Here is a 13,045-nt window from a genome sequence, read left to right as displayed (position 1 = left end):
TCCTTCAATTCGCCGCACGGCGGCGGTGGCGGGATGCGCAGGCCCATGGCCGGCGCGGCGCGTTCAGCCCCCGGTACTGCCGAGGCGGACCTTGTGCTCCACCCGACCGCCGTAATCGTTGATGGTGATGAAGCGCACCTGGTCGGAGCCCGCCGGTGCGGTGAACTCCAGGCTCTGCTTCGGCGCGACCATGGCGCCCTTGTCCTCGACGGTCTTTTCACTGCTGCCGGTCACGGCATGCACTTCGGCCAGCGTGACGTGGAAGGGGCTGGGGTTTTCCACCCGCAGGCGATCGCCAGTGCGGGTCCAGCGCAGCGCTGCCGGCGCGTCGTTGGCGACGCCCTTCAGGCCCTGCGGCCGGTAGAACAGTTTCAGGCGCGAACGGAACGCGACCTGCAGGTAATTCTGGTCGCCGCTGTCGGCGTTGTCGGGCGACGGCGGCACATCCAGCACGTTGAGCCAGAACACCGACTCACGGTCGGTCGGCAGCTGCGCACCGGAGAAGATCACGCGCAGCGCCTGGCTGCGGCCCGGTTCGACGCGCGCGATCGGCGGCGTCAGTACGAACGGGGCATCGCTGTTGTCGGCGGTCTGGTTGGCGTCGCCACTGTCGATCCAGGCCTGGACCAGCGCCGGCGAATCGCCCACGTTGTCGACCTGCACGGTGACTTCGCGCGCCTGCGCCGGATAGATCACTCGCGTGCCGTTGACCACCACGCCGGCCAGAGCGTTCTGGCAGAAGGGCAGCGTGAACGCTGCCAGCAGCAGCGCCCGGGGAAAGATTGCTTTCATCGGAAGTACTACGCTCGAGGGGTGTGGCCAGGGGCCGCGAAGCACTGGCCGGCGCGTACGCCGGCCAATGCGGGTACGACGACGATCAGTTGTAGATGATCGTGTACTTGACGCTGCTGGTGACGTCGCCCGGGGTGGCGGCGGCAGTGGCGTAGTACTCAGCGTAGTAGTTCAGATCGGCCGAGCCGTCGGTGCCGACGGTGACCCACTGCGAGTTGGTCTGGGCCAGGCCAGCGCCGGCAGCCTTGATCGGCAGGAACTGGTTGTTCGAGCCCAGCAGCTGCAGCTGCACGTTGGTGGCAGCGTTGGCCGAGGCCTGGTTGACCAAGCGGCCGCTGTTGAAGTCGACGGTCGAACCCGGCTCGAAGTAGGTGGCGACGTTGCCGGCGCTGCACTTGGTCAGGTTGATGGCGAACGGGGTACGGCCCGCAACGGCACCGGCGGTGGCCAGGGTGTTCTTGGACACGGTCGGCAGGTTGACGGCGAAGTCCTTGCCGCCCGGGGTCGAGATGGTGCAGGTCTTGTCGGTCACCTTGCCATTGAAGGTGATGGTGCCGTCGGCGGCGTTGGCGGCCAGCGGAGCGGCGGCCAGCATCAGAGCGGCAATGAGATTGATCTTGTGCATTCGCTTTTACCTAACCCTACTGAAGAGATGAGAAGTAGAGGAGGAAGCAAGGAGCACTGCCGGGCTAACAAGACCCATCCTTGCGTCTCACCTGTGGCCGGACTCGGACATACCTTCCCCTGAATCCGTGACGCAAGTATATGCACACCTGTGATGAAAGTCTCATTATTTTTCTGAACGCCAATTCATTGACGCCATAAATGTGACGTGGTATGCGGAATCGGAGTCAGAGGCGCGTGGACGATTTGACGGCGGGGCGGCCAGGTCACAGACGACCGTGGATGACGCGTTGAGCGGCGCGTTCGGCAGGCGCGGAAACAGGCCTTTTTCAGGTGGAAATCAGCTTATTTGATGCGCATCACTCTTTCTTGGTGATGGCCCTAGCAGATTCGGATTTGTCCTATTAAAGGCGGATCGAACCTGTCGCTAACTAGGACACACCGAACCAGAGAACGTGTCATGAGGAATTCCATTCTGCTGTGCGTGGCCCTGATGTCCGTCAGTGCGCTGGCCCAGGCCAGCAGCGGCAGCATCCGTTTCAGCGGCCGCATCGCCGAGCCGGGCTGCACGACGAACCTGTCCCAGGGTGAGCTGAGCCTGGCGGCCTGCCCGCCGTCGGCCAAGGGCTCGACGGTGGCCGTAACGGCGCTGGCCGATGGCCAGGCCGCGACGCTGCGCGATGGCAAGCGCCAGGGCCAGAAGCTGTCGGTGTCGGCCAGCGCGATGCGTGCCGGCGATATCGCCTTCTCCGAGCGCTACAGCGTGCAGGCTTCGAAGCAGCAGCCGCTGCAGGGCGCTTACCTGGTGGTCGTCGACTACCTGTAAGCCCTGCAGGCCGGTCTTACTCCGGCTGCGGCAACTCGAAGACCTGGCGCAGGTAGGCCAGGTAACCCGGGTCGTCGCACATGCTCTTGCCCGGCGAATCGCTGAGCTTGGCCACCGGCTGGCCGTTGCAGCGGACCATCTTGATGACGATGTTGAGCGGCGTCGGGCCCAGATCATTGGTCAGGTGGGTGCCGACGCCGAACGCGACCTGGCAGCGACCGCGGAAGTAGTCGTACAGGCGCATCACCTTGGCGATGTCGAGCCCATCGCTGAACACCAGCACCTTGCTGCGCGGATCGACCCGGCGCTGCTGGAAATGCGCCAGCATGCGGTCGCCCCAGTCGAACGGATCGCCGGAGTCATGGCGCACGCCGTCGAACAGCTTGCAGAAGTACATGTCGAAGTCGCGCAGGAACGCGTCCAGGCCGACCACGTCGGACAGCGCGATGCCCAGATCGCCGCGATACTCGCGCGCCCACGATTCCAGTGCCGCCACCTGCGAATCACGCAGGCGCGGGCCGAGGGCCTGGAACGCCTGCAGGTACTCATGGGCCATGGTGCCGTGCGGCGTCATGCCGTACAGGCGCGCGAAGTGAACGTTGCTGGTACCGACCAGCTGCGGGCCGAGCGCGTCGCGCAGCAGCGGCAGCAGACGGGCATGCCAATCCCGCGAGTAGCGGCGGCGGCTGCCGTAGTCGGCGATGCGGCACTGTTCGAAGCCGGGGGTATCGCGCAGCAGTGCAGCCTTGGCCTGCAGGCGGCGCTCGCCTTCGGCAAAATCGGCCGTGGTGGTGTTGCGGAACCAGACTTCGTTGATGATCGCCAGCAGCGGCACTTCGAACAGGATGGTGTGCAGCCAGGGGCCGGTGATGTCCAGTTCGATCTCACCGGGCACGGCCTTCGACGCGCGCAGCTGGATGTACTTGCGGTCGAGGTGGAACAGGCCGAGGAAATCGGCGAAGTCCGGCTTCACGAAGCGCAGGCCACGCATGTAGTCCAGCTCTGCGTCGCTGAAACGCAGGTTGCACAGGTGGTCGATTTCTTCGTCGATCTGGTCGATGTAGCTTGCCAGGTCGATACCGGGCGTACGGCACTTGAACCGGTACTGCACCTGGGCGCCGGGGTGCTGGTGGAGCACCGCCTGCATCATGGTGAACTTGTACAGGTCGGTGTCGAGCAGGGACTGGATGATAGGCATGGGGCGGATTATGCGCCCGGCAGGGTGAACCGGGGTGGCTGCGGCCACGCTCGGCTCACGGGGAACAGCATTGGTAGATCCACGCCATGCATGGATGCTCCTGGGCGCTACAGCGACCTGCGCAGCAGCCTCGGCACCAGCATCAGCGCATGCGCCCAGATCGCAGCCCATACCGCCGCGCGCACCGGCAGCGAACGCTGCCCGGCCTCGAACTTCTGGAAGTAACGCCACAGGCCCCTGTGCTTGTGCCATTCCACGAAGAACGGCCGTGAGCGGCTGGAGACACCGCGCACATGGGTGACCTGCAGGTCGTTGGCGATCGCCACCACCGCACCGGCCTCGCGTGCGCGCCGGCACAGGTCCAGGTCCTCGGCGTGCAGGCGATAGCCCGCGTCCCAGCCACCGATACGGTCGAACAGCGCGCGCGGCATCATCAGCAGTGCGCCGGACAGCGCAGGGACCCGCTGCAGCGGCTGGTGCGGTTCTCGCGGAACCGCCAGCTTCGAGCCCTTTCCGGGCGAACGCAGCATCATCAGGAAATCCGGGTCGCGGCGGCGCACCGCCTCGTCGGCATGACCATGCTCGTCCACCTGTTCAACGCCCAGCAGGCAGTCGCCCAGCGCTTCGGCGCGGGAGCGCAGTTCGGCCAGCGTGTCCGGCTCGACCATCAGGTCCGGGTTGATGAAGGCCAGCCACGGGCTGTGCGAGTCGGCCACGCCCTGGTTGTTGGCGGCGGCGAAACCGGGATTGTCCGGGTTGCCGACGAAGCGCACGCGCGGATCGTGGCTGGCATGCCGCTGCACGATGTCCAGGGTGCCATCCAGCGAACCATTGTCGATCACCCGGATCTCGGCCACATCCTGCGCCTGGCGCAGGCGCGAGAGGCAGGCGTCGATGGTGCTGCCACTCTGGTAGGTAACGACGATGGCGGCAATGGCAACATTCAAACGGGGGGCTCCGGCACGGACGGGACGAACAGGTCGCCCTGTTCCTTCGGCATTATCGCCTGCCGCATGCGCTGCTGCAGGTCAGCGCGCAGCCCGTGCAGCGGGTCGTGCATCAGGAAATCGGCCAGCCGCGGGACCCAGGCCGGCCAGCGCGCGGCCAGGGCCTCCAGATCGCCATCGCGGCTGACCGCCTCCCCTGCCCGGCTGACGAAGGCGGTCTCGCACAGCACGTTGCGCCAGCCAAGGCCGGCCATGCGCAGGCTGAGGTCGACCAGTGCCGCGTTCCAGCCGGCATAGCTGTCCACGTCCAGGCCACCGGCACGACGGCGCGCGTTGCCGCGCACCAGCACCGCGTGGGTGACCGCCGATGGCAGCTCCGGGTGCAGCGTCGGCAACGTGGCGCAGGTGTGCGCCAGCAGGGCCGGGTCCTGGGGCTCGGGATTGATCTCGCCCAGCCGTGGCCACGCGGCGGTCTCGCCGGCATTGCACCAGGGGGTTGCGGTGGCGATCGCGGCATCGCGGGCGAAGGCATCCTGCAACTGCTGCAACCAGCCGGGTGATGGCACGCTGTCCGGCGCCAGCACGGCCACGTCCAGGCCATCGCAGGCGCGCAGCATCTCGTCCAGATGGGCGACTTCGCCCAGTGGCCGCGCGCGCCGGGTGTACTCGGCCTGCAGCGGCGTATGCGCCAACCAGTGTTCCACCACCGCCTGCGCGCGCGGCCCGGTCTGCGCGTCATCGGCCAACCAGACCGCGGTCCCTGGCGCCGTGCCGGCATCCAGTGCGGCCAGGCAGCGGTCGAGCGCGGCATCGTCCACGCACAGCGGCAACAACACGATCGCCCCCATCCCGCCTCCGTGGTTGTCGGTGGCCACAGCGTAGCACCGGGAGGGTATCGGCCGGGTTGCACCCGGCACCTGCAGAGGCCAGAGCCGAAGCAAGAGCGAGAGCGGGTTCCTGGGGAATGGCGGGGTGGGTCCGGTTGCGGGGGACGCCGTAAACCCATCCCTGGGGGCTTGGCCGCGGCATCCATGCCGCGGACACCCCCGCAACCGGACCCACCCCGCCTTCGACAGATCTCCGCGATCTGCAGTAGATCCACGCCATGCGTGGATGAATCTCCATCGGAATCGAATATTTCGAACTGGAATCGAAAAGCATCCACGCATGGCGTGGATCTACCGTGTCGACCAAGGTCGACACCTACCAACAGCCGCGGGAATCTGTCAGAGGCGGGGCGGTGTGGGTTGGCAGGACCGTTGGCGCCATGGATGGCGCCATCGAGCCCCCAAAGACGGGTTTACGGCGTGTCCTGACAACCCACACCGCCCTGCCCTCCCTCAGTAAACCCGCTGTTGCTGTTGCTGTTGCTGTTGCTCCAGCTCCGGCCTCTGCGGGTGCCGGGCGCAGCCCGGCCGTAAACCCCTTACTTCTTCGCGCGCGGCTGGTTCAGCGGCTCCATCGCGCGGAAGCGCTTGCTGTACTCGTCGGTCAGGTTGCGCGATTCCTGGCTGTTGCGGACGATGGTCGGGGTCAGCAGCACGATCACTTCCGAACGACGGCTGGTGCGGGTCTTCTGACCGAACAACGCACCGACCACCGGAATCTTGCTCAGCCCCGGGATGCCGCTGCTGCCGTCGGTGGCCGAATCGGTGATCAGGCCCGCCAGCATGATGGTGTCGCCGCTCTGCACCGCCGCTTCGGTGGACAGCTTCTTGGTCGAAATGCGCGGGTTGCAGTTGCGCTCGGTCGGGTTGCAGGCTTCCGGCACGTCCGAGGCGCTGCTGACTTCCTGCACGATGTCCAGGAACACGGTGCCGTCGCGGGTCACGCGCGGGCGCACCTTGAGGATCACGCCGGTGTCGATGTACTGCACCGAGCTGTAGGTGCTGGTGCCCACACCGGTGTTCACCGTGGTGGTGTTGATCGGCACCTTGTCGCCGACGTTGAGCGTGGCTTCGGCATTGTTGCGCACGAACACCGATGGCGTCTGCAGCAGGCGCAGGTCGGTCACCTTGTCCAGTGCGCTGACCACGGCGGCAGCGTTGTGGCCGGTGAATGCCCAGCCCACACCGTCATTGCCGGTCACGCCACCCGCGAAGGTATTCCAGGCACCCGCAGCGGCCGGCGGCAGGGTCAGGCCGCTGAGCGCGCCGGTCAGTGTGCGACCGGCCACGGCATTGTCGAAGAACCAGTTCACGCCGTACTTCAGGTCACCGGTCAGCGCCACTTCGGCCACCTGTGCCTCGATGTGCACCTGCAGCGGCATCACGTCCAGCTTCTCGATCACCTCGCGGATCGAGCGCCAGGCCTGCGGCGTCGAGCGCACCAGCAGGGTGTTGGTTTCCTCCACCGCCGACACGCCGACGCGGTCACCTTCCACTTCCAGGCTGACACTGACGTTGCCGGGCTGGCGCTGCGGCAGGTTCAGGCTGCCATTGCTGCTGCCACTGCCACTGCTTCCGCCCAGCGTCGACCCCAGGTTGCTGTTGGCGTTGTCCATTCCACGATCGCCGTCACCGCCCAGCTGCGACGGGATGGCGCCCGGTGCCAGCGAGGCCGGGCTGGAGCCGCCGCGGTTGCCACTGCTGGCGAAGGCCTCGCTGAGGCGCTCGGCCAGATCACGTGCCTTGATGTAGCGCAGCTCATAGGAGAACAGGCGGGCGCTGCCACCAGCGGTGTCGATGCGATCCAGCCACTGCTGGATCTGGTCCAGGTAGCGCACCTGCGGCGTGATCACCAACACGGCGTTGGCATTCTCCAGCGGCAGGAAACGGAACATGCCGGCGCTGGGCGTCTTGCTCTCTTCACCGAACACCTTTTCCAGGTCGGCCGCGACCTGCTCGGCCTTGCCCGACTGGATCGGGAACACGCCCACCGACATGCCGGACAACCAGTCGACATCGAAGATCTCGACGGTGCGCAGGTAGTTTTCCAGTTCGGCGCGGGTACCACCCAGGGTGATCACGTTGCGGCCGCTGTCCACGTTGACGATGGCGTTGGGACGCGCGTACGGCTCCAGCACCTTCTTCATCTCGGTGGCGGAGATGAACTGCAGCGGGACCACGCGGACTTCGAAGCCGCGCGCGCTGGCTGCCGGTGCGGTGCTCGGCGCGACCGTGCCGGCCAGCGCCTGGTCGGCGGCGACGATGTTGTAGCGCCCACCGCTGTAGACCATGCGCGCGTTGTTCCAGCCCAGCACCATCTCCAGCAGGTTCAGTGCCTGCGCCGGCGAGACCGGCTTGGGCGTGGCCAGGGTGACCGTGCCCTGCACGCCCGGTGCGATCACGTAGTTCTGGCCAAGCATGTCACCAAGGATGGCCTTGACCACCGCATGCAGCGATTCGCCTTCGAAGTTGAAGGTCGCCTCGCCGGTACTGGCACCGTGCAGCGCCGGTGCCGGCGCACGCGCGGCCTCGCGGTTGATCATCGTGCCGGTACCGCGACGGATCACCGCCTGCGGTGCCCCCTGGCTTTCACGGGCGGCATCGGCAGCGACGTCGGCCGCCTGGCCGGCGTCGGCGCTGGGCGACAGGTTGCCGTTGCGCTGCACGTGCGGCGCGGACACCGTACTGCAGCCGACCAGCAGCGCGAGGGCAAAGGACCAGGGAAGAAAACGCAGGTTCATGCATTCACTCTATCGGTTGGTGCCATCGCCCGGGGGCGGCGACGGTTGTTGCTGCTGTTGCTGCAGCTGGCGGCGGCGGGCCTGGATGCGTTCGCGGATGGCCTGCATCTGCGCTTCGCTGGGACCGTTGTTGTTGGCCGGTGGTGTTTTTGCAGCGGCCGCCGCAGGCGCTGGTGCATTGCCAGCGGGCGACGGCGATGGGACTGCGGCGGCCGGTGGCGGCGCCGGCGGAGCGCCCGCCGAGGGCGGCACAACAATCGCGCCTGCAGGCGGTGCACCATTTGCTCCGCGCAGCACCGTCGGCGGCTCACCGCCCTGGCCGTTGAACACCGCCAGTTCGAGGACCTGGTTGCCACCGGGGCCGATCACCGTGGCCTGGCGCGGCTGCAGCGCCACCAGCTGCCAGCCATCCACGGCTTCGCCGTTGAGGCGCAGGCGCAGCGAGCGGTTCTGTTCGGTGGTGAACGTGGCCATGCCGAAATCGCCGGTCAGCAGCACACCGGTCAGGCGCAACGCGGCGCTGGCCGCCGGTTCGCTGCCACCCAGCAGATAGGGCCGCGGCCTGCGGTCTTCGGCGAACAGCGGGCGCTCACCGATTGCGCTGTAGCTGTCGGCGCTGGCCATGCGCTCGGCCGCCAGCGGCGGCAGCGATGGCAGCGATGGCGCGGCATCGGCATCACCGCCGGCACCCGGCAGATGGCTGCCCAGCCCGAAGCCGGTCGCCAGCCAGACGGCGGCCGCCCAACCGGCCAGCGCCAGCAGGAAGCCGGTACGCAGGCTGATCTGCTCAAGCTTCATCGGCCACCTCCTGTCCTTCGGACGGGGGCGCCGGGTGGGGCGCAGGTGCGGCCTCGGCCGGCGACGCAGGCGGTGCCGGTGCCGGTACCGGTGCCGCAGCGGGTGCCGGTACCGTGCCATCGGCGGCGGCGCCTGGCAGCAGGTAGCCGGCCAGCTCGAAGGACACGTCCAGGCCCAGCCCCGATTCGTTCGGCGATTGCTGGAAGCGCTGCGCGATCAGGTTGAGGTTGTCGACGAACAGGCGTGGGCTGCCGGTTTCCAGGCTGTGCAGCACGGTGGCCAGTTCGGCCACGCCACAGCGCAGGCGCACCTGCATGGCGACGCGCACGAACTCGGCATCGCGCCGGTTGTCGGTCAGCGGCGTGCGGTTGCTGATGGTGCAGCTGCGGTTGCCCGGGCTGGCCATCGCCACCGCATCCTGCAGCCGGGCGCCCAATGCAGCGGCGGCAGCTTCGGCAGTGGCTTCGCGCAGGAAGCCCGGCCGCTGCTGCAGTGCCTCGCGGGTAGCGCGAAGGCGCTGTTCGATCTGCGGCTGCTGCTGCAGCTGCGCCTGCACGCGCGACTCGCGTTCGCGCAGGGCGGCGACATCGGCATCGATCGCACGCAGCGGCTGGGTGAACCAGGGGTGCACCAGCAGCAGATAGGCCAGGCCCAGCACTGCCAGCAGCAGTGCCAGCGCCAGCCAGCGGTCACGGCGTGCGCTTGGCATCGGCATCGGCCGCCTCCGGGGTCGGTGCGGCGGCCGGCAACGGCTGCAGTTCGGCGGTCATGGTGAAGCGGTCGCGGCCACTGGCGGCGCCATCGGCCTGCAGCACCCCGGTCAGGTTGACCTTGCGCCACTGCGGTGCGTCCTGCAGCAGCTGCACCAGCTGCGATGCCTCGCGGCTCAGGCCGATCAGCTGCAGGTTGTTGTTCTCGATCGCCAGCTTTTCCAGGTAGGTACCTTCCGGCAGGCGCCGGGTCAGTTCGTTCCAGATCTCGACGGTACCGGCGCGCTGGCTGCGCTGCTTCTCCAGGAACGCGGCGCCATCAATCAGCGCCTGCAGCTGCGCGCGTTCGCTGGCCACGCCACGCGCACTGCGCGCGCTGCGCTCGACCTGTGCACGCAGCTCATCGGCCGCGGCCTGGCGGTTGTCGAGCAACTGCACCGCGGCCAGTACCAGCATCACGACGGCAGCCACGGCCAGCAGCAGGTTCCAGCGCCGCATCGGGTCTGGCCGCAGTTGGCGCTGCGCGGGCGGCAGCAGGTTCACCTGCAGCACGTTGCCTTGCGCATCGATGGCATCGACGCCCGCCAGCGCATCGGCCCATGGGCCCACGCCGGTGCGCCATGCTTCCAGTTGCCGCAATGGCCACGCCACCAGTTCGACCTGCAGCTGGCCTTCGCCGCCCGCGCCGAGTTCACGCACGTCATAACTGACCTGGGACGATTCGAACGGGGTCTGCCGGTCGATCTCGAAACCGACCACGGCACGCAGGCGGTCGGCCGCTGCAGCGGGCAGGCGCAGGCTACGCCGCAGGACATCCGCCGCCGGCAGCAGCCACACCCGCGGCAGAGTGCGCAGGCGAGGCTCCAGCACGCGGTCCAGGTCCAACGGCGACAGCGGCCACGGCAGGCGCGCCACCGCTTCGCGGCGTTCGCCGGCTTCACGCCAGACCTGCAGCTGGTCGCCCTCGTGCTGCAGCAACAGGCGTGCCTGGCCCCAGCCCAATGCCCATTGCCAGCGCACCGGCACCCAGGCCAGCAGCGACTGCCGCCACCAGCGCAGGAAACGGCCAGCGCCCGGGCCGATCCGGCCCTGCACCTGCCGCAGACTGTCCTGCCACGCCGTCATCTTGCTGTCATTCCCTGCTCCCAGCGAAGCACTGTGTAGGTCCGCCCGGGAACCCCGCCCGAGCCACTGCGTACCACTGCCTGCAACACCGACCTGCGTCCACTGCTGTCGATGGCACCGGACTCGATACTATAGGTGCCGCTGCTGCTGGCAAGCGTTGTCGTGCCACCAGCGGAATCTGCATCACGCTCCTGCTGTGCGCGCTGCGCCATCACCATGTCCGCATCCAGCCCCAGCGCGGTCAGCACCGGCGCGCTGGCGAACTGCGGATCCGGCCGTGCCTGGCGGCTGTACAGGGTCAGGTGCGGCAGCATCGCCCGGTACAGCGGACCGCGCATGCCCAGTACCCGCTGCAGTTCGCCCAGGGTCTCGAACCGCTTGTTGCGCGGGCCGTAGGGCAATCCGGCTGCGGCGTAGTCCTGCGCTTCGGCGCCACCGCCCGGCTGCAGCAGGCTGTCCTCGTCGCGCCAGTCGATGATGGCCCCGGCCAACTGCCGGGCCTGTGCATCGTCTTCGCCAAGCGCCTTGAGGAAGGCGGTCAGCAGCGCCGCATCGGCCAGGTTCAGGTTGATCTTGCCGTTCTCGTCCAGCACCTTGATCTCGATGCTGGCGTCGTCGAACTGCCAGCGGTAGGTACGGCCATCGGCACGCCAGGGCGCCCGTTGCGGATCGGCTGACAGACGCAGGAGGGCGTATTCGAGGCCGGCGCGCGCACGTTCCTGCCCGCGTGCATCGTCGTCCAGCACGCGCTGCTGCAGGTGCTCGACCCGTGCACTCAGCGCGAACGCACCGACCAGCGCCGTCATCAACGCGATCAGCCACAGCACCAGCACCAATGCCGCCCCACGCTGACGGCTCATCGTGCGCCTCCACTGCCACCGGCACGCGGCGCTACCACCAGCGGCGGCCACGGCGCGCCCCGGGACGGCACGATCTGGATTTCCACCAGCATCGGCAGGCGGCGGGTGTCATCCCAGCGCGGCAGCCAGTCGGTCACCTGCCCGGTGCTGGCATCGATGCCGCGATAGCGCAGCTGCACCGACTTCAGGTTCTCCACCAGCACCTCGGGCGGGCGCGGCGGATTCTCGGCGATGCGCTCGCCTTCCTGCAGCAGCACCAGGTCCAGCAGCAGGCGCTGTTGGCCATCGCGTCCGTCGACCTGCAGCGCGTGCAGGTAGGGGCCGCCACGGCCGAGGTATCCGGGCAGGTCGGCGGCGAACAACATCCGTTGCTCCTCCCCCTGGAAGAAGATCGGTTCGCGGGTGGGGTCCGGAACCTCCAGCGGGGTGCGCAACGCGCCCGCCAGCTGCCTGCGCAGCAAGGACTCGACCGCGCGCATGCGTTCGCTCTCGGCGGCGATCTGCTCGCCGCGCTGGCTGACCGCCATCGCCGAGCGCACGCTGGCAAAGGCCAATGCCAGGCCGCCGGCCAGCAGCACGGTGGCCAGCATCACTTCGACCAGGGTGAAACCTGCGGTGCGGCGCCTCACCGAGCATTCTCCAGGTCGGGCGGCAACAGGCGCAGGCTGCGCCAGCGCAGCTGCTCGCGCTCGCTGTCACCCCAGCGCACCTGCAATTGCAGCTCTGCCAGCCATGGTGTGCCCGGTGACGTGGCCTGCACGACATTGCCGGCGCGTGGCTCCACCCACGGCTGAACCTGCAGTTCCCAGTGATAGCGCCCCTGTTCCCAGTCACCCTGCTGGCTACCCACCTGCAGCGGTGCGTCGATGCCGGCCTCGGCCAGCAACGACTGTGCATGCAGCACCGCGCGCGTGCGCAGCTCGGCATCACGTACCTGTTTTGCGCCGCCGGACAGGCTGCCCAGCAGCAGGGTCAACGCCAGGCCCAGCAGGGCGAAGGCGATGATCACTTCCAGCAGGGTGAAGCCACGCGCGCGCCGCTTCATTGCGCCCGCCAGGGGCCGGAGCGGACCTCGCCGGTGAGCCAGCCAACGTCGACGCGCCATTCGGCACCGTCGCGCTGCAACCGGATGCGGCCACCGCTGGAGCCGCCATCGGGATGGAATTCGATCACCCCCTGCCCCGGCGCGGTGGCCAGCTGGGCGGCACCTTCGAACTGCACCTGCAGCTGTGCCGGCACCTCACCGTGGCGCTGGTTGGCACCCTCCCAGCGCCGCCGTGCCGGTTCGATCACGAAGCGCTGCGGTTCGCCGCGGGCGATTGCCTGCGCGCGCACCATGCGCAGCTGGTTGGCGATGTCCTTGCCGGCGCTGCGCAGCTGCATGCCGGCGAACCCGCGCGACAGGCCGGCGGCCGTGATCAGGCCGATCGCCGCGATCAGGGCGATCACCAGCAGCATTTCCAGCAGCGACAGTCCAGCCGCGCGCCTGCCGTGCAGGCGCGGGCGTGGCAACCGGCGCGGCAGGAAATACGTCATG

Annotated in this window: 14 protein-coding genes; 1 reads left to right on the top strand and 13 read right to left on the bottom strand. The window is 68.2% G+C overall.

Translation table 11 applies throughout. The annotated features are described in order from the left end of the window. Nucleotides 1-63: 63 nt before the first annotated feature. On the bottom strand, nucleotides 64-792 hold the full coding sequence (locus tag ACUZUJ_RS03060) for a fimbrial biogenesis chaperone (RefSeq protein WP_014035946.1): 729 nt from the start codon (nucleotides 790-792) through the stop codon (nucleotides 64-66). Between the two features lie 85 nt (nucleotides 793-877). Then, the gene (locus ACUZUJ_RS03055; protein ID WP_049443116.1) at nucleotides 878-1,417 is read right to left on the bottom strand and encodes a fimbrial protein; all 540 of its coding nucleotides are present in this window, start codon (nucleotides 1,415-1,417) and stop codon (nucleotides 878-880) included. A gap of 459 nt (nucleotides 1,418-1,876) precedes the next feature. Here ACUZUJ_RS03055 and ACUZUJ_RS03050 point away from each other — a divergent pair, with 459 nt between their 5' ends. After that, on the top strand, nucleotides 1,877-2,242 hold the full coding sequence (locus ACUZUJ_RS03050; RefSeq protein ID WP_014645902.1) for a fimbrial protein: 366 nt from the start codon (nucleotides 1,877-1,879) through the stop codon (nucleotides 2,240-2,242). A gap of 16 nt (nucleotides 2,243-2,258) precedes the next feature. Here the strand turns inward: ACUZUJ_RS03050 and pncB are convergent, their stop codons facing one another. The 11 genes from pncB to xpsH all read right to left on the bottom strand — a co-directional run bounded on the left by pncB (nucleotide 2,259) and on the right by xpsH (nucleotide 13,044). After that, on the bottom strand, nucleotides 2,259-3,440 hold the full coding sequence (pncB, locus tag ACUZUJ_RS03045; protein ID WP_049443115.1) for a nicotinate phosphoribosyltransferase: 1,182 nt from the start codon (nucleotides 3,438-3,440) through the stop codon (nucleotides 2,259-2,261). A 107-nt stretch (nucleotides 3,441-3,547) separates the two neighbouring features. After that, on the bottom strand, nucleotides 3,548-4,387 hold the full coding sequence (locus ACUZUJ_RS03040; protein WP_049443114.1) for a glycosyltransferase family 2 protein: 840 nt from the start codon (nucleotides 4,385-4,387) through the stop codon (nucleotides 3,548-3,550). Next, nucleotides 4,384-5,235 (bottom strand): glycosyltransferase family 2 protein, encoded by an 852-nt coding sequence (locus ACUZUJ_RS03035; RefSeq protein WP_087921493.1) that lies wholly within the window; start codon nucleotides 5,233-5,235, stop codon nucleotides 4,384-4,386. Before ACUZUJ_RS03035 ends, ACUZUJ_RS03040 begins: the two co-directional genes overlap by 4 nt. Before the next feature lie 578 nt (nucleotides 5,236-5,813). Beyond that, nucleotides 5,814-8,015 carry a type II secretion system secretin GspD gene (gspD, locus tag ACUZUJ_RS03030; RefSeq protein ID WP_119007455.1) on the bottom strand — a complete coding sequence of 734 codons (2,202 nt, stop codon included), beginning with the start codon at nucleotides 8,013-8,015 and terminating at the stop codon, nucleotides 5,814-5,816. Nucleotides 8,016-8,024: 9 nt separating this feature from the next. Beyond that, entirely contained in the window at nucleotides 8,025-8,813 is a 789-nt protein-coding gene (locus tag ACUZUJ_RS03025) for a type II secretion system protein, XpsN-like (protein WP_135968371.1), read from the bottom strand. Then, nucleotides 8,803-9,528 carry a type II secretion system protein GspM gene (gspM, locus tag ACUZUJ_RS03020; RefSeq protein WP_049443110.1) on the bottom strand — a complete coding sequence of 242 codons (726 nt, stop codon included), beginning with the start codon at nucleotides 9,526-9,528 and terminating at the stop codon, nucleotides 8,803-8,805. Before gspM ends, ACUZUJ_RS03025 begins: the two co-directional genes overlap by 11 nt. Continuing rightward, entirely contained in the window at nucleotides 9,503-10,648 is a 1,146-nt protein-coding gene (locus ACUZUJ_RS03015; protein ID WP_458220921.1) for a PilN domain-containing protein, read from the bottom strand. Before ACUZUJ_RS03015 ends, gspM begins: the two co-directional genes overlap by 26 nt. Continuing rightward, complete coding sequence (locus tag ACUZUJ_RS03010; protein ID WP_014035936.1) at nucleotides 10,645-11,508, bottom strand: type II secretion system minor pseudopilin; 864 nt, start codon at nucleotides 11,506-11,508, stop codon at nucleotides 10,645-10,647. The genes ACUZUJ_RS03015 and ACUZUJ_RS03010 overlap by 4 nt, the downstream gene beginning before the upstream one ends. After that, nucleotides 11,505-12,137: a type II secretion system protein J gene (locus ACUZUJ_RS03005; RefSeq protein ID WP_049443108.1), complete on the bottom strand. Its 633-nt coding sequence runs from the start codon at nucleotides 12,135-12,137 to the stop codon at nucleotides 11,505-11,507. The genes ACUZUJ_RS03010 and ACUZUJ_RS03005 overlap by 4 nt, the downstream gene beginning before the upstream one ends. Beyond that, nucleotides 12,134-12,553 (bottom strand): type II secretion system protein XpsI, encoded by a 420-nt coding sequence (gene xpsI, locus ACUZUJ_RS03000; protein WP_049443107.1) that lies wholly within the window; start codon nucleotides 12,551-12,553, stop codon nucleotides 12,134-12,136. The genes ACUZUJ_RS03005 and xpsI overlap by 4 nt, the downstream gene beginning before the upstream one ends. Then, on the bottom strand, nucleotides 12,550-13,044 hold the full coding sequence (gene xpsH, locus ACUZUJ_RS02995; RefSeq protein WP_119007459.1) for a type II secretion system protein XpsH: 495 nt from the start codon (nucleotides 13,042-13,044) through the stop codon (nucleotides 12,550-12,552). The genes xpsI and xpsH overlap by 4 nt, the downstream gene beginning before the upstream one ends. Nucleotide 13,045 lies beyond the last annotated feature (1 nt).

It is taken from the genome of Stenotrophomonas sp. S4 (genome assembly GCF_054187805.2).
This window is presented reverse-complemented; position numbering and strand designations above follow the sequence as displayed.